General features: G+C 41.6%; 21 protein-coding genes. 13 read left to right on the top strand and 8 right to left on the bottom strand.

The genetic code is table 11. The annotated features are described in order from the left end of the window. Positions 1 to 33 precede the first annotated feature (33 nt). The 4 genes from AC3IRX_RS03645 to AC3IRX_RS03630 are packed head-to-tail and all read left to right on the top strand — an operon-like array spanning position 34 to position 3,368. On the top strand, positions 34 to 762 hold the full coding sequence (locus AC3IRX_RS03645) for a tetratricopeptide repeat protein (protein ID WP_489211113.1): 729 nt from the start codon (positions 34 to 36) through the stop codon (positions 760 to 762). Beyond that, positions 762 to 2,501 (top strand): BatD family protein, encoded by a 1,740-nt coding sequence (locus AC3IRX_RS03640; RefSeq protein ID WP_489211112.1) that lies wholly within the window; start codon positions 762 to 764, stop codon positions 2,499 to 2,501. The genes AC3IRX_RS03645 and AC3IRX_RS03640 overlap by 1 nt, the downstream gene beginning before the upstream one ends. 45 nt (positions 2,502 to 2,546) lie before the next feature. Beyond that, positions 2,547 to 3,149, top strand: coding sequence for a MarC family protein (locus AC3IRX_RS03635; protein ID WP_459083648.1), 603 nt, complete (start codon positions 2,547 to 2,549; stop codon positions 3,147 to 3,149). A 12-nt stretch (positions 3,150 to 3,161) separates the two neighbouring features. Beyond that, on the top strand, positions 3,162 to 3,368 hold the full coding sequence (locus AC3IRX_RS03630) for a hypothetical protein (protein ID WP_489211111.1): 207 nt from the start codon (positions 3,162 to 3,164) through the stop codon (positions 3,366 to 3,368). Here AC3IRX_RS03630 and AC3IRX_RS03625 read toward each other — a convergent pair. From AC3IRX_RS03625 to AC3IRX_RS03605, 5 genes are all read right to left on the bottom strand, one after another. Beyond that, a complete protein-coding gene (locus AC3IRX_RS03625; protein ID WP_489211110.1) occupies positions 3,365 to 4,330 on the bottom strand; it encodes a chorismate-binding protein in 966 nt (321 codons plus the stop codon). The genes AC3IRX_RS03630 and AC3IRX_RS03625 overlap by 4 nt on opposite strands. Continuing rightward, positions 4,330 to 4,764 (bottom strand): PaaI family thioesterase, encoded by a 435-nt coding sequence (locus tag AC3IRX_RS03620; RefSeq protein ID WP_459083651.1) that lies wholly within the window; start codon positions 4,762 to 4,764, stop codon positions 4,330 to 4,332. Before AC3IRX_RS03620 ends, AC3IRX_RS03625 begins: the two co-directional genes overlap by 1 nt. Positions 4,765 to 4,767: 3 nt before the next feature. Further along, positions 4,768 to 5,340 (bottom strand): 1-acyl-sn-glycerol-3-phosphate acyltransferase, encoded by a 573-nt coding sequence (locus tag AC3IRX_RS03615; RefSeq protein WP_459083652.1) that lies wholly within the window; start codon positions 5,338 to 5,340, stop codon positions 4,768 to 4,770. Between the two features lie 327 nt (positions 5,341 to 5,667). After that, a complete protein-coding gene (locus tag AC3IRX_RS03610) occupies positions 5,668 to 7,416 on the bottom strand; it encodes a PspC domain-containing protein (protein ID WP_489211109.1) in 1,749 nt (582 codons plus the stop codon). A gap of 6 nt (positions 7,417 to 7,422) precedes the next feature. After that, positions 7,423 to 7,752 carry a PadR family transcriptional regulator gene (locus AC3IRX_RS03605; RefSeq protein WP_489211108.1) on the bottom strand — a complete coding sequence of 110 codons (330 nt, stop codon included), beginning with the start codon at positions 7,750 to 7,752 and terminating at the stop codon, positions 7,423 to 7,425. 342 nt (positions 7,753 to 8,094) lie between these two features. Between AC3IRX_RS03605 and AC3IRX_RS03600 the strand changes: the two genes are divergently transcribed. Continuing rightward, positions 8,095 to 8,685, top strand: coding sequence for an HD domain-containing protein (locus AC3IRX_RS03600; protein ID WP_489211107.1), 591 nt, complete (start codon positions 8,095 to 8,097; stop codon positions 8,683 to 8,685). On the opposite strand, the gene AC3IRX_RS03595 is transcribed toward AC3IRX_RS03600, so the two are convergent. Beyond that, entirely contained in the window at positions 8,682 to 10,829 is a 2,148-nt protein-coding gene (locus tag AC3IRX_RS03595; RefSeq protein ID WP_489211106.1) for an endonuclease MutS2, read from the bottom strand. The genes AC3IRX_RS03600 and AC3IRX_RS03595 overlap by 4 nt on opposite strands. 90 nt (positions 10,830 to 10,919) lie before the next feature. On the opposite strand from AC3IRX_RS03595, the gene AC3IRX_RS03590 reads away from it, so the two are divergent. Continuing rightward, positions 10,920 to 11,567, top strand: coding sequence for a uracil-DNA glycosylase (locus AC3IRX_RS03590; protein ID WP_489211105.1), 648 nt, complete (start codon positions 10,920 to 10,922; stop codon positions 11,565 to 11,567). Here AC3IRX_RS03590 and AC3IRX_RS03585 read toward each other — a convergent pair. Continuing rightward, a complete protein-coding gene (locus AC3IRX_RS03585) occupies positions 11,536 to 12,057 on the bottom strand; it encodes a hypothetical protein (protein ID WP_489211104.1) in 522 nt (173 codons plus the stop codon). The two genes, AC3IRX_RS03590 and AC3IRX_RS03585, sit on opposite strands and share 32 nt — an antisense overlap. Positions 12,058 to 12,075: 18 nt before the next feature. Beyond that, entirely contained in the window at positions 12,076 to 12,561 is a 486-nt protein-coding gene (locus AC3IRX_RS03580) for a DUF456 domain-containing protein (protein ID WP_489211103.1), read from the bottom strand. A 69-nt stretch (positions 12,562 to 12,630) separates the two neighbouring features. Here AC3IRX_RS03580 and AC3IRX_RS03575 point away from each other — a divergent pair, with 69 nt between their 5' ends. From AC3IRX_RS03575 to AC3IRX_RS03545, 7 genes are all read left to right on the top strand, one after another. Next, positions 12,631 to 13,884 carry a mechanosensitive ion channel family protein gene (locus AC3IRX_RS03575; RefSeq protein WP_489211102.1) on the top strand — a complete coding sequence of 418 codons (1,254 nt, stop codon included), beginning with the start codon at positions 12,631 to 12,633 and terminating at the stop codon, positions 13,882 to 13,884. A 53-nt stretch (positions 13,885 to 13,937) separates the two neighbouring features. Next, a complete protein-coding gene (locus AC3IRX_RS03570; RefSeq protein ID WP_489211101.1) occupies positions 13,938 to 14,651 on the top strand; it encodes a pyridoxine 5'-phosphate synthase in 714 nt (237 codons plus the stop codon). A 55-nt stretch (positions 14,652 to 14,706) separates the two neighbouring features. Then, a complete protein-coding gene (locus tag AC3IRX_RS03565) occupies positions 14,707 to 15,492 on the top strand; it encodes an alpha/beta fold hydrolase (protein WP_489211100.1) in 786 nt (261 codons plus the stop codon). Positions 15,493 to 15,686: 194 nt separating this feature from the next. Next, positions 15,687 to 16,694, top strand: a complete 1,008-nt coding sequence (locus tag AC3IRX_RS03560; RefSeq protein WP_489211099.1) for an NAD-dependent epimerase/dehydratase family protein — start codon at positions 15,687 to 15,689, stop codon at positions 16,692 to 16,694. Between the two features lie 5 nt (positions 16,695 to 16,699). Further along, on the top strand, positions 16,700 to 18,463 hold the full coding sequence (locus AC3IRX_RS03555; RefSeq protein ID WP_489211098.1) for an AMP-dependent synthetase/ligase: 1,764 nt from the start codon (positions 16,700 to 16,702) through the stop codon (positions 18,461 to 18,463). A gap of 43 nt (positions 18,464 to 18,506) precedes the next feature. Beyond that, entirely contained in the window at positions 18,507 to 19,562 is a 1,056-nt protein-coding gene (locus tag AC3IRX_RS03550) for a diphosphomevalonate decarboxylase (RefSeq protein ID WP_489211097.1), read from the top strand. Between the two features lie 56 nt (positions 19,563 to 19,618). After that, positions 19,619 to 20,728 (top strand): 5-(carboxyamino)imidazole ribonucleotide synthase, encoded by a 1,110-nt coding sequence (locus AC3IRX_RS03545; RefSeq protein ID WP_489211096.1) that lies wholly within the window; start codon positions 19,619 to 19,621, stop codon positions 20,726 to 20,728. Positions 20,729 to 20,948: the final 220 nt, after the last annotated feature.

Raw genomic sequence — 20,948 nt, 5'->3', positions numbered from 1 at the left:
ATTCAGATTAAAAGAAATAATTTTGTAGCATCAATGGTCAAAAAAAATTATTTTCTATTTCTCTTTGTTTTGCTTGGTTTTTACACTGTAAAAGCCCAGTCAAGTTATAAGCTATTCATGCACGAGGGGAATCAGTATTTTGAAAAAGGGAAGTTCCCGGAATCAAGATCCAAATTCTCAGGTGCGGTCGAAAAAAGCCCTAACGATTTTGCAGCGCATTACAATCTGGGGAATTCCCTTTATAAAGAAAAGAAATTTGAAGAGGCTAGGGCAGAATATGAAAAAGCCTTATCTTTCGCTAAGACAAAAGAGGAAGGACTCGTGGCGCAGTACAATTTGGGAAATTCCCTTATGAAGCTTGACGATTCCAAAGGGGCCGCTGCGGCCTACAAACAAGCGTTAAAACTTGATCCTTACCAAGAAGAAGCAAGGCGAAATTACGAGATTGCCATGCTGAAAGAAAAAGAGAAAGAGTCTCAGAATGCCGGCGGTGGCGGCGGTGGGAATGAGGGCAAGAACAAAAGCAAAGACGCCCAAAAGGACCCGAACGGAAAACCGAGTGAAGGTACTGCAGGAGAAGGTGGTGAAGGAAAAGGAGAGGACGGAAAGAACCAGGGAGATGCACCCAAAGGAAGTCAGATGCCAAAAGATGAGCAAAATGCACTACTGAACCGTGTAGAAGGACGGGAATCAGAGACGGCAAGAAAGATATTAAATAAAAACACATATTCGGTGCCTAGGAGCAACGAGAAAGATTGGTGATGAAGACTAGGCTCTTATTTTTTCTGTTCCTTGTAGTCTCAGGTTTGAGCGATGCTCAGGTGAGTCTACTAGCAGATACCGATAAGAAAGTTCTTAACGGTAAGGAGAAATTCACCCTCTACGTGATTCAGGAACTCAACGGAAATGACCTGATTCAGGAAACGCCTCTGCGTACACCCGATTTATCCAAATTTCATGTCTTAGGCCAAGGTTCGGTGCGTCAGACCTATGGAGATCCTTCCACGAGTACCGTAATCAACCAACTTATTTACGAATTCTTATTAGAGCCTAAAAGCAGTGGAAAGTTCAAGATTGGATCTTTTCTTGTGACCGTGAACGGTCAGATTTACATGACCGATCCCTTTGAGGTGACCGTAAGAGATGGAGATTTTAATACGCGCGCTGCGCAGGAGTCTTCCCTTTCCAAAATTTCGATCGAAATGGAGATCGATCAAAAGCAAATCTACCCCGGTGAACCTACTATGGCGATTGTTCGAGCCTATAGCAAAGACTTTAATCAACTGCGACGGGTTGGGAAAGTAAAGTTTCCTAAAAGCGATCATATGCGTTTTAAGCCTGTGGCTTTTGACAAATCCGAAATACAGCAAAAGACGGGAGTTTCTTCTCAAGTCATTGGAATGGCTCTCGTGATTCCAAAAGAACCAGGCTCCCTAACCGTTCCTCCTGTGAGCGTGAACGTAATGGCGGAAGGGAACAAAGCGCATGAACTCCGAAGCGGCAGTGCAAAGCTCCACGTGAAAGATTTTCCTTCTGCACCTCCTAATGGCTACAAGGGAGCGGTAGGGGATTATAAACTTACGCTCGTTCCCAAGCTAAAACAAGAACCCTTGCAAGTAGGGAAGGCCATTCCCTTTGAACTACGTCTTACAGGCGCAGGGAATTTAAGTCGTACCATGCTTCCTCATTTGTCGGTTACGGGCGAGAGCTCAATGTTTAGACCGGAGGTTACTACGCGCATTTTAGGGGGCAAAAGAGGATTCGACGGCTATGTAAGCGCCAAATATCTAGTGATCCCAAAAGTGGCAGGTCGCTTTCAAGTGGCCAGCACTCCATTTGTTTACTTTAATCCAAAAGACGGGCAGTTTCATAGTCTTGACCCGAGTCCTGTGGTCGTAAACGTTTTGACCGAGGAAGAAATCAAAGGGAGTAAATCTGCCATTGAAAAAGTAAACGAATACACCAACAGTGTGCTCGAGACTGTAAACACGCCTATTGTACAGACCACTCAATTTAAGATAGAAGAAAAAGACAAATTCAATTGGAAGACGCTTCTTTCCAATTACACGCTTATAGCCGTGTTCTTAGCCGTTATTTTACTCTTCTATTCTCTCTTTAGAAGGCTAATGAAAAGCGACTCCAAAACGCAGAAGGTGGATTTAGGCTCGGTCCATGAAACCGAGGAGAAGATCCGCAGAGAAATGGAGATGAACTTTGAGGACCTCTTTAGTGAGCTATCCACAGAGGCGAAAAATGGAAATCGAGATGCTTTTTTTGAAGGACTTGAAGATTTGGATGCAAAGGCGCAGCAGAAAGTAGCGGAAACAAACCCGAAAGGAATAAAATCGCAATTTGAAGCTGAGTTTGGGGCGATGGCCGCAGAGGAGTATCGCGATTTTAGACAGAAAGTGAAGATCGAAAAGTATGCCCCTGCACACGCCGCAGAGCCACTAGAAGGGCTTTATGAGCAGGCAGAAAGAATTTATAAGAAAATTGTATAATTATTATTTATTATTCATATTTTTGCGAAATTAATAATTTGAGTTATGGAAGTATTCAGCCATTTTTCTTTTAAAGAAATTTTTACTTGTTCAATGATTCTTTTTGCCGTGATTGACATCATCGGCTCAATTCCGATTATTGTGAGTTTGAAACAAAAGTTTGGAGCCATTGATTCGGGGAAAGCCTCTATTGTGGCAGGACTTATTATGATTTCTTTCCTTTTTGTGGGGAATAAGATACTTGGCTTTATTGGGGTGGATGTGAATTCATTCGCCATTGCCGGTGCTTTCGTTATCTTTATTATTGCCCTTGAAATGATTTTGGGCGTTCAAATTCAGCGTCACGAAGAGGCAAAAGCAGCTTCCATCGTTCCGATTGCCTTTCCTTTGATTGCAGGAGCAGGAACTTTAACGACTACACTTTCCCTGAAAGCGCAGTACCATGACATTAATATTATCTTTGGAATCTTACTCAATACCTTATTTGTTTACCTAGTTCTTCGCTCCGCAAGTTTGATTGAAAGAAAGCTAGGACGCTCTACACTGAAAGTAATAGAAAAAGTATTCGGAATTATCCTTTTAGCGATCTCTATTAAATTATTTACGAGTAACTTTGCAGAACTAATTCAATCGTATATTCATTTTTAAACTATAGCAGTTATGCAAAGGCTTTATAAATTCTTTTTAGTACTCTTTTTACTTTTTGTAGGGGTAAACCTTTACGGTTTAGATTGGGACAAAGGACTTCTTCATGAAGAGAACACGAAGTTTGTCGTTTCTTTAGTAGCCGGAATTATTGGACTTCTTTTGGTCTTTGTTTTAAGTACTTGGTCTAAGCTTCCTGCAAAGAAAGAGGCTTCTAATTAAGAGATTATTTCGAGCTGATTTCCGATCGCCTGAGCTTTTAGCTCCGTTTCTTGAAATTCTTTTTCGACGCTGCTTTTCGCAGTAATTCCTCCGCCCACAAAAAGATGGGCTGAGCGAGTAAATAGTTTTGCGCAGCGAAGCGTCACAAAGAAATAGAGTTTATTTCCCACTTTTAACCGACTGTATCCCCCATAGAATTCTCTTGGGTAAGGTTCAAGGTTCTCTAGAAGCTGTATGCACAAGTCTTTGGGCGTTCCTAGAACGGCCGGAGTGGGATGGAGGTCCTGGATCAAAGCGTCCAGATCTTTTGGATTTACTTGGCAGGAGAAATCGGTTCGTAAGTGTTTGATGGAGCCCGAGGGATGAGAATAGGTCTCTGAGGTCTTAATCTCAGAAGAGTATTTGGAAAGGACCGATTCCATATAACGGGTCACCGCCGCCTGTTCCTCTATTTCCTTTACTTCCCACTCTTCTTCTAAAGGAAGAGTTCCTGCTAAACTCATCGTTTTAAATTGCCCTGTAAGAAGATCGTATTCTCCGAGTAATTCGGAGAACGCCCCAATCCAGCTCTCGGTTCCTTGTGCAAATACATACGAGAAGGCTTTCGGATACGCTTTTGTCAGATTAAGAAAGCTTTTAGAAAGGGAGAGCTCTTTATAAGCGATAAGCTTTCGTCTCGAAAGCACAAGCTTATCGAGCTTATGTTCTTTGATAAGCGCTATTGCCTCTTCTAATCTTTCGTTGTACTGCTCCCTCGTTTGAGGAATAAGCTCAGAACTATCTGTAAGCTGTGAGGAGGTGAATTCAGAGTCTAGAATTTGCTTTTCACTTACTTTTTCTAGAGTTCCTTTAAAGCTGAGGGTTTTCTTTTCGTCAAAAGAGATGAACTGAAGGGAATCCTTTGAAGGTTCTCCCTGAAGCGTATAGAGGTCCGAAGAAAAAGGAAGCTTGAAATAAAGCATTACTTTAGTTTAGAAAGAGGAATAATGTTGTTTGTCATGGTGGTGTGGTTGATCAGCTTTCCACGCTCGTCGCGAATCTCAATTTGAGAAACGTGCATCGTATTTCCTTTGCGAATAAACGTCGCTTTTCCGGTCACAATCCCTTGTTTTATGCTGCGAAGATGGTTTGAGTTGATGTTCGTTCCCACAGGGGCAAACTGCTCTCGGTCCACGTGTAGAACAGAAAGGGTAGAGCCAAGGGTTTCGGCTAAGGCGACACTTGCTCCTCCATGCAAGATGCCGTAGGGTTGATGAACCTTAGGTTGCACGGGCATAGTGGCAGAAAGACTTTCCTCATCAATGTCCGTAAATTGAATCCCGAGCGTGATCGCCATCGATTCTTTTCCCCAAGAGTTTAGAGCTTTTAAACGTTCTTCTTTTTCTTTTAAATCCATGGTCTAAGAAATGTTTGGGTTCCAGTTTTCTGGAATTTTTGGAGTAATGTCGTTTGTTACAATATAATCGCTTATCGCCTCAAGCACTTCTTCATAAGTCATCTTTTCTAATTGCTCGTAAGGGATTTGATGAGCTAGGAAGACGGTTTTCTTTTTGTAGCATCCTCCCGCAATCACAATAGGAACTTTGGCTTTCATGGCCATGTGGTAAAATCCTTTTCTCCATTTTGGAACCCAGCTTCTGGTTCCTTCAGGCGTAATGACAAGGCTGAAATTGTCCTTCTTAAATTCCTCAGCGACGAAATTGACCAAATCGTTTTTCTGACTGCGGTCAATGCCAACGCCTCCAATCCATTCGACGATTGGGCCGTACCACGCTTTGGTATGCTGGTCTTTAATTATAATTTTGAGGGGTTTTCCTAGCTTCCAGTAGGAGAGGCATCCCAGAACAAATTCTGAGTTGTGCGTGTGTGGGGCTACCACGAGTACGCAGCGATCGAGGTTGTCTTTATCGCCGTGCAACACCACTTTCCATCCCACAAGTTTTAGGGCTAGGCTTCCGATTAATTTTTTCATAAGACTTTTTAGGTTGAAACAAAAAAGTATAACCAACGTAATTGGTTATACTTTACAAATATATTGAAAATTGAATCGCTTAAAACAAATTGGTGATGAAATCAATGACTTTGATCACAATCTCAAGAACTAACTGTACCATAAGATGCTTTTTTAAAGGTTTGGTTTCTAGATTTTAAATACCGCTGTGTAAAGATAAGACAATCGAATCGATTCTAGCATTACATGGAGGTATTTATTTTACTTCTAATTCACTAAGAGTGAGGTCGTCGAGTCAATTTATTCTCTAGAACTCTACTCCTAGTTAGGCGATTTACAAATCTACAATTAATTTGTCTTAATTGTGATTTCTTTTTTTCCACTTTGGATATGAATATTCTTTAGGCTTCCTAAATCAATGTCCATGGAATCCAAGATACGATCCGCTTCTTTTTGTGAGTATTTTTTGTTGTCAATAATCACACTGTCACCCATTTTGGAATCGTAAGAAATTCGTTTTCCATCAACGGTCATTTCAAAAGATTTGGAGATGCGTACACCTGGATTGTCCTGATCGGATTTGATTGTAACTCCATTGACGTCGTGGTCGTCCTGGTCTTCGTCATCATCATCGATGCCATTTCCATCCAAATCCCCATTGATACGCATTTGGTATTCTCCTGCTTGGTTAAATACTTTCGTATCCATCGGTACAACGAGTTCGTATCTCACATTGTAGTCGCGGAAGCGGTGGTCGTAAGGATATTGGATGAAGTTCGGAAGATAGAGGGTGTTTCCTGTTACCTGTACCGGAACTTTTAAGTCTAGTGGTACGTTGTATCCTTCCGCTTCTTTTTTGATAATTAGGTAAGGCTCTGTAATACCCGCTTGTCGAGTGATGTCCACGTCGGGATGATCCTCTTCGAACACACGGTTCTTATCTGAGAATAGATCGTTATCGTACGCTCTGAAGTTTTGAGGAATATCTACTTTATTGATATTGACATAAATCGAATCGCTTGTAGTAGGAATCGCTAAATTCTCAGTGTCTTCGTTGTGTCCTTTGTAGATCATGTTTTTCTTCGCTACGTTGATGCCAAAGAATGCACCGAGACCGATTAAAGCTACGAACAAGGCGAGTAGAACATACCCAACATTTTTCATCTGTGTTTTTGGAGAAAGAAGCTTAAGAGCAAAATACCCAAAAAGGAGAGCAGGAATTAGGGTTCCAAGTACAGCCATGGCTTTCACCGACCAACCTAAGGAGTCTCCGTCAAAAAGAAAGTCGAGTTCGTTAAATCCGCTAAACGTAGTGGATCCCATGAAGCCGAATACAGCAAAGGTTCCAATGATGCACGAGATGCTCATCAGTAGGAAAAGACCCCCAAGTACGTAGCGCGCTACATTCCAAAGTCCGTTGGTTGCCGAAGAAATATACGGCTTGTTCTCGTTGTAAATTTCTCCTACTCTTTGAGTGGATTCGTTTGCAAATTGAACAATCTTGTTAGATTCTTCCTTTAGGTTGTCAAAATTGACGGGCATCCCTTTCATCTTTAAATGGTCCGATGCGGTTTTGGCCACAGGAAGAACCACCCAAAGAATGATATAGATAAGAGCAATCACTGAGGTAGAAATGGCTGCAGTAAAGATACCTAGGACTGCAAATCCTAGCCAAATAGCTCTCATTACTGTGATGTCAAGACCTGTATAATGTGCTAGTCCTGCGCAAACTCCAGCAATTTTTTGTCTTTCCGGATCTCTAAAGAGTTGTCTTTGTCCTGTATAGGTAGATCCTTTTTTCGAAGCCTTTTCTTTCGTTTCTGAATAGTACGCTTCTTCTTGTTCCTCGATTTGTTCGGGACGTCCTATCTGAGCAATGACTTTCTCTACGTCGTCTGCGTTAATCACTTCACGAGCGCCTAGAATATCTTTAAAGATTTCGACCATTCGAATTTCGATGTCGTGCATGACTTCCTCAGCTTCCTGCGGATCTAGAGAGCTCTTTAGAGCCTGTAGGTAGTCGCTTAGTTTGATGTAGGCGTGCTCTTCGATTACGAAGGAGAAGCCTGCAAGTCCTATGGATAGTGTTTTGTTCATGATATTCTAAATTTTGCTAGTGATTTGGTTCACTGAGTTTGTGAGTTCGTTCCAGGTATTTTGTAGTTCGTCCAAAAACAGAATGCCTTTGTCTGTGATTTGGTAGTATTTTCGGGGAGGGCCTCCTGTGGATTCTTCCCATCGGTAGGAGAGAAATTCTCCATTTTTCAGCCGAGTGAGTAGAGGGTACAGAGTGCCTTCCACTACGTCTAGTTTTCCGCCTTTAAGTTCTTCCATCAGATCGGAAACATACATTTCTCGACGGCTGATCAGACTTAAGATGCAGAATTCCAGAATGCCTTTGCGCATTTGCGCTTTTGTGTTTTCTGTATTCATTTTTAGTACGTAAGCATTGGTTAATTTATTGTAAAGGCCACGACTCAATTGTAAGCGCTAAGAAGTTATACCTTTAACTTTATGATGCAAAGATATGTAAAAATTTTAGTATTATGCAATACAAAGTAGTGAAATAATTTATTAAATTAGTGTAAATAGCTGATAATCAGTTGTAATATTTTTGAAGATGAAAATTTAAAAGAGAAGGAATTGGGTGAAAAATGAGTTTTTATCACTTTTTTGTCTTGCTCTGACCTTGTTAAGTAAAGTGGACTGTCTTACTTTCTAAATATATAGTATAGTTATTAAGGTGATTCAATCAAAAATTCCGAATATTGTATTATGGGACTTCAAAACGAACTTAAGTTCATCCTTGCGATGGACGCCTTGAAAAGTGTGGAACGTCGGAATTACAATCTGGACGAATCCCGTCGAGAAAATACAGCGGAACATAGTTGGCAAATTGTGGTGCTTGCCCAAATTCTGTATCCCTATGCCAAAAACAAAGAATCGATTTCTCTTTTACGGGTCCTTCGTATGCTCTCCATTCATGACATTGTAGAGATTAAGGCTGGAGATACGTTTTTGTTCGACAACGAGGCCATGACTGGAAAATACGAGAGAGAACTAGAGGCGGCCAAGAGTCTATTTGGGATCTTAGAGAATCCTATAGGAGAGGAGTTCCTCGAACTATGGATGGAGTTTGAAGCGGAAGATACGCCCGATGCCATTTTTGCCTGTGCCGTAGATCGGATTATGCCTTTTCTATTAAATTGCGCTACTAGCGCAAAGAGTTGGACGGAAGCAGGAGTGAAGGCGAGTCAAGTAGAAAGCATCGTTGGAGAGGCCGTTAGACGCGCCTCCGTAGAAATGGGTGAACTTTTTGAAACCCTTTTTGAAGAGTCCATTTCGGAAGGAAAATTGCTTTCTTAGATTCGTTCGAGTCGATCGGAGTCAATCGTAGTCTTTAAATGCCCAAAATTCACAATCGCTTTTTTCTTATCGAGCTTCTCAATTGTACCCACACTAGAAGAGCCGATGATTCGGACCTTTTGCCCTGGTTTTAACCAGAGGTTTCTTTCGTCCTGACTGCGCTTTTCGATTTTCTCGTTGGTTTCTACGATTTTCTCCTGAATGTCTTTGTTTTTAAGCTGTTGGGTGACTTTACGCTTAATCACTTGAAGGCGTTTCGTTTCGTCTTTGTCGGATTCAGTGGATTTGAATTTTTCTTGTTCTAAGAGTTTGACAAAATCTTTTACCACTTCTTTTCTAGCCTTGCCCTTTGTGTAGCTTTTTATGAACTCTTCTATGCGGGAACCAAACTGAAGTTTTCGGTGCTCTGTATCGTACAGTTTCTGAAAATTGTAGAGCTTTTGCTGCATCTGCTCATTTAGCTTTTGCAGGTTTTCTTTTTTTGCCTCACTGGATTCCTTCGTTTGAGCTAGATTGGATTTGAGTTTCTCGACTTCAAACTTTTCCTGTTGAAGTTTGACGATGGTCTTATCGAGGTTCACCACATCTTTTTCTACTTTTTTTCGGGCCGAATTTAAGATGAATCGTGGAATTTTATTTTTCTCTGCAACTTCAAACGTGAAAGAGCTGCCGGCCTGACCTACTTCCAATTTATAGAGAGGAGTAAAAGTTCTCTCATCAAAAAGCATCGCCGCATTTTGGGCGTCCGGTAAGCTTTCAACTAAGAGTTTAATGTTTGTATAGTGCGTCGTTATAATGGCGAAACTTCTCTTTTGATAAAAGAATTCAAGGAAACTCTCTGCCAGAGCACCTCCTAGTTCAGGGTCCGATCCGGTTCCAAATTCATCAATGAGCAAAAGGGTGTTTTGATCGGCCTCCTTGATAATCCCTGCCATCTTTTTAAGACGAGAGGAGTAGGTCGAGAGGTGGTTTTCAATGGACTGGTTGTCTCCAATATCCGAGGCCATCTTTTCAAAAAAGAACATCTCACTTTTAGGATGCACTGGAACCATGATTCCACTTTGAATCATGAGTTGCAAAAGGCCCACGGTCTTAAGCGTAATGGATTTTCCACCGGCGTTCGGTCCCGAAATACAAAGGATCCGGTTTTGTTCCGTTAAAGTAAGAGACTGCGGAAAAATGGTTTCTCCTTTTTTCTTATTCTTTAAATATAGCAGTGGATGGAAGGCGTCTTTTAAACGAAGCGTTCGGTGAGCGTTTAATTTCGGGAGCACCGAATTTGTCAATTCTGCAAATCTTGCCTTTGCCTGCGTAAGATCTAAGTCAAAAGCATAGGCTTGGTACTGGGCAAGAACCTCCTCAAAGGGAGCTAGCTCCGCGGTTAAGGCGCGAAGGATACGGTCAATTTCTTTTTTCTCTTCGTCTTTGGCTTCGCGAAGACGAAATTGGTGTTTTTGAACACTTTCGGGTTGGATGTAAGATATAGAGCCGGTTTTGGAAACCCCAAGGGTGGGTCCGGGGACTCTTTTTTTGAATCCAGATTTGACCGCGAGTACCCTTTGATCGTCGATAATCGTTTCCCGAATATCGTCAAGAAGGTCCTGACCTCCATAGGTGACCAGTGCGCGGTTGAAATTTTCTTGAATCGCTTTTTGTGCGTGCTGAATCTCCGTTCGAAGTTCCTTTAAGGCGGGGGAGGCCTCTTGTTTCACTTCTCCAAATCGGTTGAAAACCCGATCGATTTTGTCTACGATTTCTTTTTGGTAATCGAGTTTTTCCACTTCTTCTAAAAGGAGTGGAAAGGTGAGAGACACACTAGGGAAGAATTTCTTTAGCCGCCCAATTTGTTCGGTTAGGGTCTTAATTCGGATGAACCCTGCGTTTTCCAAACGAAAGTTCTCAATCTTTATATGCTTTAAATCCTGTTCTAGGTTCGGATACTCTGAAAAAGGAATGGCGTTTTGACTCTGAAAACTTGTAAGGAATTCAGAGGTCTTCTTTAGAGCTCTTTCTGCCTTTTCAAAAGGCAAAGGCAAAAGCTCCATGATTTGCTCTGCCACATCAGGAGAATACGCCAAGGGCGCAATCTGAGAAAGCAGTTCTGGAAATTCCAGTTCAATTAAATCGTCGGTTTTTATTTGCACAGTGCAAAAATAGGAAAACTTACGGTTTTTCCTTTTTTTAGTTTCCGCCTTGTGCTTATCTTTGAAATTCAAAACCTCGCTTATCGCCTTATGAACAGTTGGAAAACACTTTTAGAGTCCTTAGAATCGGATGCTCAGTACCAAGAACTTCAAAAAGCTCTTGATTTAGAGTATGAGAATGCCACGGTTTACCCGAAGAAAGAGCACCTGTTTCGGGCGCTTGAACTTACGCCATTCGAAGAAGTAAAAGTGGTGATCGTAGGGCAGGATCCTTACCATGGAGTTGGACAAGCCAACGGGCTTAGCTTTTCTGTGGACGAAAACGTAAAACTTCCGCCTTCGCTTCGCAATATATTTAAGGAGCTTCAGTCGGATCTAGGTATAGAGAGGGTTTCGGGGGATTTGCAGCCGTGGGCTAGACAAGGCGTTCTTCTGTTAAATTCGGTTCTAAGCGTCCGGGAGGGAAGTCCAGGTTCGCATCAGTTTTTAGGATGGGAGAAGTACACAGACCAATTCCTTTCTCATCTTAGTGCAAATAAAGACCGCGTTATTTTCGTGCTTTGGGGCGCACAGGCCCAAAAGAAATTGCCCCTTATTGATTCCACGAAGCATTTAGTCCTTCAAAGTGCCCACCCTTCGCCGCTCTCAGCCTATCGAGGCTTTTTTGGAAGCAAAGTCTTTTCAAAGATTAATTCGGATTTAGAAGCTAGAGGTCTTGCTCCTCTGGATTGGTTGTAAAAGTCGGATAAACCTTAATTTTCGCAGAATACGGCAGCGAATCTTTACCTGCTTGCGTTTTGGGATAAGGATTGACCTCGAGTAGTTCAAAAGTATAGTCTTCGAATTCTAGTTTGGATAGAGCTTTGGCTCCAATAGATAGGATTCTCCAATCGTTTTTAGTTTCATTTACCGCTAGATTAACTGCGATTTGTACATTTCCGGCCCAAACACAGTTGACATCGGAAGGACATCTACTGTCTCCTACGACTTTTGCAAATTCAAGGAATACGACATCTTCTTTATTTTCTTCAGTAGAGAATTTAAGAGTGCCGGATTTCGCTATTTCCAAAGTGAGCGTTTGGCTTTTAAGCGTATCGTTTTGAGTGGTGCTTGGAGGGAGAATTACTGCTTTTTTTCTAGATTGGCAGCTTCCTAAGAATAAAGTGAAAGCAAGCACAAAAAGAGCGAAAGTGAAAGGGCGGCTAACTGAATTTCTAATGGCATCCATCGCTAGAGAGTTTTAAAATTAAAAGAGATCGTACACGACTACAAATAACATGGCGAGCGCAACCACAAAATTAAATCCAGTTCCGTAAAAGAAGCCTATTAAAGCGCCTTTCATGGATCGAACTGCTTTTTTTGTGTCTGTTCGATCGTGCAAAAGTTCTCCTACGAAGACTCCCAGAAACATACCAATTAGAAAACCAAAAGGCACCGGTATAAACAAAAGTCCAACGAAAGTCCCAATGACTGAGCCAATAGAGCCCCATCGGGTGCCACCGTATTTTCGGGTGGTCTGAGCGGGAATCACATAATTTAGGATGACTGCTACCACGGTCAGAAAGGAAAAGATCCAAACAAAAGTCATGGAAAGACTTGCGTCCGTTCCGAACTTATAAATTAAAAGTCCGCAAAGACTTAGAAGGAGTCCCGGAAGTACCGGTAGAAAGGTTCCTAGCAGGCCTACTACAAGCAAAACAAGGCTAATTAGTACGATTATTCCGTAGTCCATATTCTCAAATTATCGTTAAATTTACAGAATTGCAAGGAATTCACAAGCGATTTCGTTAATTTTGTACGCGTGGAGCAAGAATTAAATAAAACCCTCGATTTCCTACAGCTTATAAGCGACAAGATTCATTATTTTGTGGCCGAGCACATCTATGATGGATGGATGCTGCAGGTGCTGGCCAAGTTTCTGTTTTTAGGTCTTTTGGTCTTTGTGATAGATTTTCTGTTGAAGCATGTCGTAAGCTTCGTGTTTCGTCAATTTTCAGACGAAAAGGTCTATCCTTTGATGAAAGCGATTTCTCAATCGAGAATCACCTATTCTCTTGCTCACCTGATCACTCTCTCTTTTGCGCAGATGGCTCTGTATTCCGTATTTTGGAGACATAAGTACTCGCATCAATACCTAGAAAGAATCATAGGCCTTGTGATTGTGGTGGTCATTGCCAATCTAGCTTCCCGTTTCTTAAAAGCGATTCAATATTATTACACCTATAAGGGAGATTATTACCGCATCGTAGCGATTAATGCCATTTCTCAAACCCTAAAAACCGTTGGGATTTTTATTTTTTCTCTACTGGCTGTAAGTGTGATTTTTGGAATTAAAGCGACGACCATACTAACCAGTCTAGGTGCGATTACAGCCGTACTTGTTCTCGTGTTCCGAGATACGATCCTCGGGTTTATGACGGGGATTCATGTGGCCACCTCGAAAAGCTTAAAAGTCGGAGACTGGGTAGGGATTCCTAAATACAACCTAGAAGGGATTATTCAGGACATCAATATTATTACGACCAAAATTGCCAACTTCGACAAAACGATTTCTACCATTCCGACCTATGATTTGCTCTCGACGGAGATTCGGAACAATCAGATCATGGCGGAGGGAAACAAGCGAAGAATTAAGCGATCGATTATCTTTAACATCAACTCTTTTAAATTTATTGATGCAGAGCTTCTAGACCAGCTTAAGAAAGTCAATTTACTTTCTAACTATCTGGAAAATGTTTCCCTCGAAATTGAGAAAGAAAAAGCGCCTCATCCGAACTCTGCAGAAGCCATAAACGGAAGGCAACTTACCAATATTGGTGTCTTTCGAAAATATGCTCTCGAGTATTTGAAACAAGATCCAGACATTGATCCCGACGAAATGATCCTGGTGCGTCAATTAGAAAACACACCGCACGGACTTCCACTTGAGATCTACTGTTTTGCAAACAAAGCAGGACTTACCGATTTTGAAACCATTCAAGCCGATATTTTTGACCATTTGCTCACGGCAGCAAAACTTTTTGAACTTGAAATTACGCAGGTAAGTCGCTTCTAAATTCCTAAGAGAATTTAAAGCGTGAATCCACTGCGTACAATGCATAGAGAATCATGACAAAATTAAGTGTTAACATTAACAAAATAGCGACAATTCGCAATGCGAGAGGGGCGGATACGCCAAGCGTTACGGAGGCTGCAGAGAAAATTCAATCGTTTGGAGCCCAGGGAATAACAATTCATCCCAGACCGGACGAAAGACACATTACCCGTAAGGACGTTTATGACCTTAAACCCCTAGTGTATACAGAATTTAATATTGAAGGAAATCCGGAGTCCTTTTTTATCGACATGGTAAAGAAGGTGAAACCGGAGCAGGTTACCCTGGTTCCTGATTTGCCCGATGCAATCACTTCCGATCAAGGGTGGGACTGCGTAACGCACAAAGACTTTTTAACAGAAGTCATTGCTGAGTTTAAAAATGCAGGAATTCGGACTTCGATCTTTTTGGATCCAAATCCAGACATGGTAGAGGCCGCTTTTGCAACAGGAACCGATCGAATTGAACTCTATACAGAAGCTTACGCTTCAGGGTATGCCGACAATAGAGAAAAGGCTCTTGCGCCCTACATAGAGACCGCTTTAAGAGCTCAGGAATTTGGACTTGGAATCAATGCAGGGCACGATCTTTCCCTAGAGAATCTGCAGTATTTTAAGCAGAATCTTCCGGGACTTTTAGAAGTGTCTATTGGACATGCTTTGATTTCAGAAGCGCTTTACATGGGACTTGAAAACACGATTCAAGCCTACCTGAAAAGGCTCGCTTAATTCTTCTTTTTTCACTTTAAACATGCCTTACAACTTGTAAGGGTAAATTAGAACAATGGAAATTCTTAATTCAAAAATATACGGCAGTGAGCTTGCGACAACTCCTGTACTCGTTTTTCATGGTCTTTTTGGAATGCTAGACAATTGGGGAAGTTTTGGAAAAGCACTTGGGGAGTATTTCCCTGTGCATTTAATCGATCTTCGGAACCATGGGAAGAGCTTTCACTCTGAGGAAATCAGCCATGATTTAATGGCAGAGGACATTCATACGTACATGGAGAGTCATCAAATGGAGAAAGCCATTTTGCTTGGACATTCCTTAGGAGGAAAAGCCGTGATGCAGTTCTCCATGCTTTATCCTGAGCTTGTAGAAAAACTCATTGTCGTGGATATGGGACCTAAAGCCTATCCGCCTCACCACCAAGCGATTTTAAAAGCGTTGAACAGTGTGGATTTTCAACCGGGACTTTCGCGGCAAGACGTGGATTCGATCCTCGTAAACCACGGACTGGAAAAATCCGTCATTCAGTTTTTAGCGAAGAATTTAACGTGGAAAGAGCCCGGACTCCTTTCGTGGCGATTTAATCTGAAAGTCTTAACGGAGAAATACCATGATCTCGTGGGCAATCCAATCAAATATGGCGTCTTTGAAGGGCCTACTTTGTTTGTCAAAGGAGAAAAATCCAATTATCTTCTTCCGCAAGATTCCTTTCAAATTAAGCAGCAATTCCCAAATTCAAAACTAGTCGAAGTGCCGAAAGCAGGGCATTGGGTGCAAAGCGAAAATCCAGTGGATTTCAATAAAGAAGTCTTTGCCTTTCTTTCTGTCCCTACGACCTAATAGCCTTACTTTTTTTGCATGATCCGACTCTCTTTAAGGAAAAGAAGTGTGCGGTCAATAGAGGACAAAGAAGCGAAACTAAAACCATGTTTTGTTTCGGCTTTTAAGCCGAAGGTATGATAGGCTAAAGTACGCTGCTTCGGGGTTTTTTAATTATCTTTGCCAAGAACGCAAAATTTAAAATTTTACGCCCCATGATAGCAGTTACCGGCGCCACAGGTCTACTAGGTCGAGTCCTCGTGTTTGATCTTATTCGCGAAGCCCAGAAGGTTCGGGCTCTTTGCCGCGCCTCAAGTGATCTAAAGGCCGTTAAAGATGCCTTTTTCTTATACCATGAGGGAACGGAAAAGCTATGGGAGCAGATCGAGTGGATGGAGGTGGATTTTAAAGACCTTGATACCCTGGAAAAAGCTCTTGTTGACGTAAAAAGTGTTTACCACTGCATGGGAGAAGTTTCTTTTGATCCCAGGAAAGAAGAAAAAATTTATCAGACCAACGCAGAGGGAACCCAAAACCTTCTGTATGCAATTGAAAATTCAGGAGTAGAATCCCTTTTACATGTAAGTTCCATCGCAGTTTTAGACGGTCTTAATGCAGAGGGAGAAGTGGACGAAACATGTGATTTTAATCCTAAACTTACCCATTCTTCGTACGCGATTTCAAAACACATTGCAGAATTGGAAGTCATGCGCGCTTCCGCAGAAGGGTTAAGGGTAATTGTGGTGAATCCAGGAATTATTCTCGGTTCCGGAAACTGGAAGCAAAGCAGCGGAGAGCTTTATTCTCGTTATAGAGACTTGCCTTTTGCTGTTCCTGGCATTTCTAGTTATGTCGATGTAAGGGACGTCTCTAAAGCGTCTCGCCTTTTAATGAACTCAGAGCCGAAGAAAGACCGCTATATACTCGTTTCAGAAAGCAAATCCAATCTATGGGTTGCGAATCATATACGGGCCTTTTTCCAGAAAAAGGAGGCCAAAGTTTTACCCGCCTTTGTTTTAAAACTAGGCGTAGGACTTCAGTTCCTGTTAGGGTGGCTCGTTCCCACGCTACAACTGCTCAATGCCGTGAATGTAAGAGCGCTTTGTTCGAGAAGTAAAGTGAGCAGCCAGCAGTTTAAAAACGAATTTAATTTTGAGTTCATACCGGTAGAAGAAAGCCTTAATTACCATCTCCATCATTTTAAAAACAAAGACAAATCCTAACTTTTATGAATGTAACTGAATTTCTAAAAGCAAACACCCAAAAATATCCCACCCGTCCAGCGATTGGTTTTAAAAAAGACGACGAGTGGAAGGAGCTTTCTTGGATGGATTTCTCTCGTATCGTATACAAAACGGCCAATGCTTTAAAAGAGTTTGGAATCAAAAACGGAGATCATGTGGGAATCTATTCCGACAATTCTGCCGAATGGATTGTTTTTGATTTAGCTACGATGGCCCTTGGAGCAGTAAGCGTTCCGCTTTATTCGACTGCGAATGCGGAGCAAGTTTCTTACATCTTGCAAGAAGCCAAGGTTCGCGTGCTACTGGTCGGAAACCAAGAGCAGTACGATCTGGCTTTTGATTTAATGGAAAACGGCCTCGAAATCGAGCAGCTTATTTTGGCCAAGAAAAGAATTTGGACCAAAAAAACCAAAAGTGTTTACTTAGACGATTTTATTAAAAAGGCGAGCGAAACCTTAGAAATTGAACCAAAGGACCACGAAGATCTAGCGACTCTTATTTATACTTCTGGAACCACAGGAGAACCGAAGGGAGTGATGCTCACCCATGGAAACTTCACAAAAGCCATCGCGGCTCATTTTGAGTTTTTTAAATTTCAATCCTTTGAAAAGGAGCATTCACTTGCATTTTTGCCTTTAACGCATGTCTTTGAAAGAAGCTGGACTTTGCTTTGCCTTTCCGGGGCAGCCAAAGTAAGTTTCTTAGAAAATACAAAATTAATTGCCTCTGCACTAACGGAGGTGAAGCCCACCCTTATGTGCGCAGTTCCTAGGTTTTATCAGAAGATTTACGCAGGCGTTCATGGGATGGTTGAGAAATCCTCACCTGTGAAGAAAAAGCTCTTTGCTTGGGCACTTAAAGCCGGAGGGGAGCGCGCTGAGATTTTACGTTTGGAAGGAAAGCCTTCGCTTTCTCTTCGTATAAAGTATGCCATTGCAAACGGTCTCGTGTTTCAAAAGATTAAAAACAAAATGGGAGGGAACCTATGGTTTATGCCTTGCGGCGGAGCCTCCATTTCCCCTGAAGTAACCAAGTTTTTTGCCGCTCTTGGTATTCCAATGACGGTTGGATATGGACTAACCGAAACCACAGCGACCCTTACGGCTTTCCCAAGCACTCGCTATGAACACGGTTCTTGTGGAATTCCTCTGAATGGAACCGAAATCAAAATAGGTCCAGAGGATGAAATTCTTGTAAAAGGTCCTGGAATCATGAAAGGGTATTACAAGAAGCCAGAGCAAACTGAGAGCGTATTTACACAGGACGGTTGGTTCCGAACTGGCGATGCAGGAAAACTAGATTCGAAAGGGAATCTTTACATTACGGATCGTATCAAGGACTTAATGAAAACCTCCAATGGAAAGTACTTAGCTCCCCAACTGATTGAAAATATACTTTTGAATGACGAGGACATCTCTCAAGTGATGCTTATTGCGGAAGATAGACCGTTCGCAAGCGCGATTATCGTTCCGAATTTTGAAGTGCTAGAATCGAAACTAGCAGGTCTTAATCTAAAGCCAGGCAATTGGGAGGAACTTACTAAGGAAGCGGCATTGCATGACTACTACACAGAAAGATTAAATCAATTGCAAAAAGGGTTGCAAGGTCATGAAAGAATCAAGAAGTTTATTTTGCTTCCTAAAGAATTTGAAATTGAGTCGGGAGAAATTACCCCCACTTTAAAAGTCAAAAGAAAAGTCGTACTTGAAAAGTACCACTCAGAAATAGAGAAATTGTACAAAGCTTAAGTTCTTCCAAAAGAATAAAAGTTTGAACCAAATAGAAAAAGAAATGCATACTGAATTTTTAGCCTTGTCTGAGGCGAAAGTTTTTTCAACAAGTGTAAAGCAAATGGCGCCTAGCAATATTGCTCTTGTGAAATATTGGGGAAAATACGCGGGGCAAATCCCAGCCAATCCAAGCATTAGCTACACGCTAAAGAATTGCAACACCCAAACGGAAATGAGTTTTGATACTGAGAAACCTTTTGGGGTGGAACTCTTTCTTGCTGGAGAAAAGAACCAAGCATTTTCAAATAAAATTGAAACCTATTTTAAATCCATTGAAGCGTATTTGCCTTGGATTACAAAAGGATTCTATGAAATCCAGACGGTAAACTCGTTTCCCCATAGTTCGGGAATTGCATCTTCCGCCTCTGGATTTGCAGCCTTAGCCAAATGCCTGATGACTCTAGATGAGAAGTTTGGCTCTACACTTTCCAAAGAAGAGAGTCTCAAAAAGGCTAGTTTCTTGGCTAGACTAGGCAGTGGAAGTGCAGCTCGAAGTCTGCACGAAGGACTTGTCGTTTGGGGAGAAATCCCTGAACTGGAAAAAAGCTCCTCTCTTTACGGACTTCCTTATCCTTCCGATGAGGTACATCCCCTCTTTAGATCGTTTAATGACTGGGTTCTATTAATTCATGAAGGAGAGAAAAGTGTAAGTTCTACAGTTGGACATTCCCTTATGAACGACCATCCTTATGCAGAGCGTCGCTTTGAAGAGGCAATAGCGAACTTAAGTGAACTCTTAAGAATATTAAAAGTGGGAGATTTACAGGCCTTCATTAAGCTAGTAGAGCATGAGGCTCTAACTCTTCATGCCCTCATGATGATGAGTGATCCGGCTTATCTCTTAATGAAGTCAGGAACCCTTGAGGTGATTAATGAAATTTGGAACTTTAGAAAAGAAACCGGTCATCCTTTGTTCTTTACTCTAGATGCAGGAGCTAATGTACATTTGCTTTTCCCACAGAACGAATCGAGAGATGCCATCACCACTTTTATTGAGACAAGGTTAAAGTCACTGACCCAGAAAGGAGGCATTGTGAAAGATGAAATGGTTTTTTAACCCTTTCAAAAAGAAGATTAATAGAAAATTAGAGACAACAGTAAATTCATAGAGGAATGAAAATAGGATTATTAGGCGGAGGCCAGCTCGGACGAATGCTCATTCAAGAAGCTTTAAAATACGACGATCAGTGGTTCACGCTCGATCCCGCTAAGGATGCACCTTGCCACACGATTTCTGATTTTACGCAGGGCGATTTTAATAACTATCAAACGGTTCTAGACTTTGGAGAGGGTAAAGACGTCGTGTCTATTGAGATTGAGCATGTAAACGTTGAGGCGCTTTTTGAGCTGGAAAAAAGAGGAGTTCAGGTAATCCCTAGTCCTAGAATCATTCAGATTATCCAACAAAAAATTCTTCAAAAAGAGTTTTATGAAAAGCACGAAATTCCTTCCCCTAAATTCCAAGCCGTGCAGTCTAAAGTGGAAATCGATTTTGAATTTCCTTTTGTGCAAAAGCTCAATACAGGTGGGTACGATGGAAAGGGCGTTCAAGTGATTCGTTCTGAAAAGGATTTAGAAAAACTCTGGGATGCTCCCTCTGTGATTGAATCCCTGGTTGATATTGAAAAAGAACTTTCTGTCATTGTAGCGCGGAATCAAAAGGGAGAAGTGGCGGTTTTCCCCGTCACGGAAATGCTTGCAGATCCCGTTCTAAACTTACTTGATTTTAATCTTTGTCCAAGTGACATTTCTTCGGATGCAGCCTCCCAAATCGAAATCATTGCAAAGCAATTCCTCGAAGCTGCAGAATCTCCCGGCCTATTTGCCATTGAACTCTTTTTAGATAAGAAGGGGAAAGTTTGGGTGAATGAAACTGCACCAAGGCTTCATAACTCAGGGCACCAAACGCAAGAGGGGAATTTTAATTCCCAGTTCGAACAGATGTATAGAGTGCTAAAAAATCTTCCTTTAGCGAATACCAAGGAGAAAGGGTATTCCGGAATGCTAAATTTAGTAGGAGAGGCAGGTTATACAGGACCTGTTCTATACGAGGGATTAGACACTCTCCTTTCTAGATCCAATACGTATGTTCACCTTTATGGCAAGACAGAGACGAAGCCAGGTCGAAAAATGGGACACATGAACGTGGTTGCTGAAAATAGAGAAGAATTAATCCAAGAGCTCTTAGAACTGAAGAAAGTAGTACGAGTGATTTCGAAATAAGGGCTGATTTTTTTTGATTGCCATTGTCTGTCAGTGTAGGGGTATACTTTTATAGAATGAAAATAGGAATCATTGTCTGGTTTGTTACGCAGAACGAATAGGATAAATCAACGCTTAAAAAATTGATAATGTTAAAGCCGGTTATAACTGAAGAAAATTACGAAAAGTATTTAGAAAGAATTTACTTCCTAATGAACTCAAATTTGAAAGAAGATTCTAA

Source organism: Epilithonimonas sp. KH_059, from assembly GCF_057838485.1.
The sequence above is the reverse complement of the archived record's forward strand: the minus strand, read 5'-3'. Positions and strand labels throughout refer to the sequence as shown.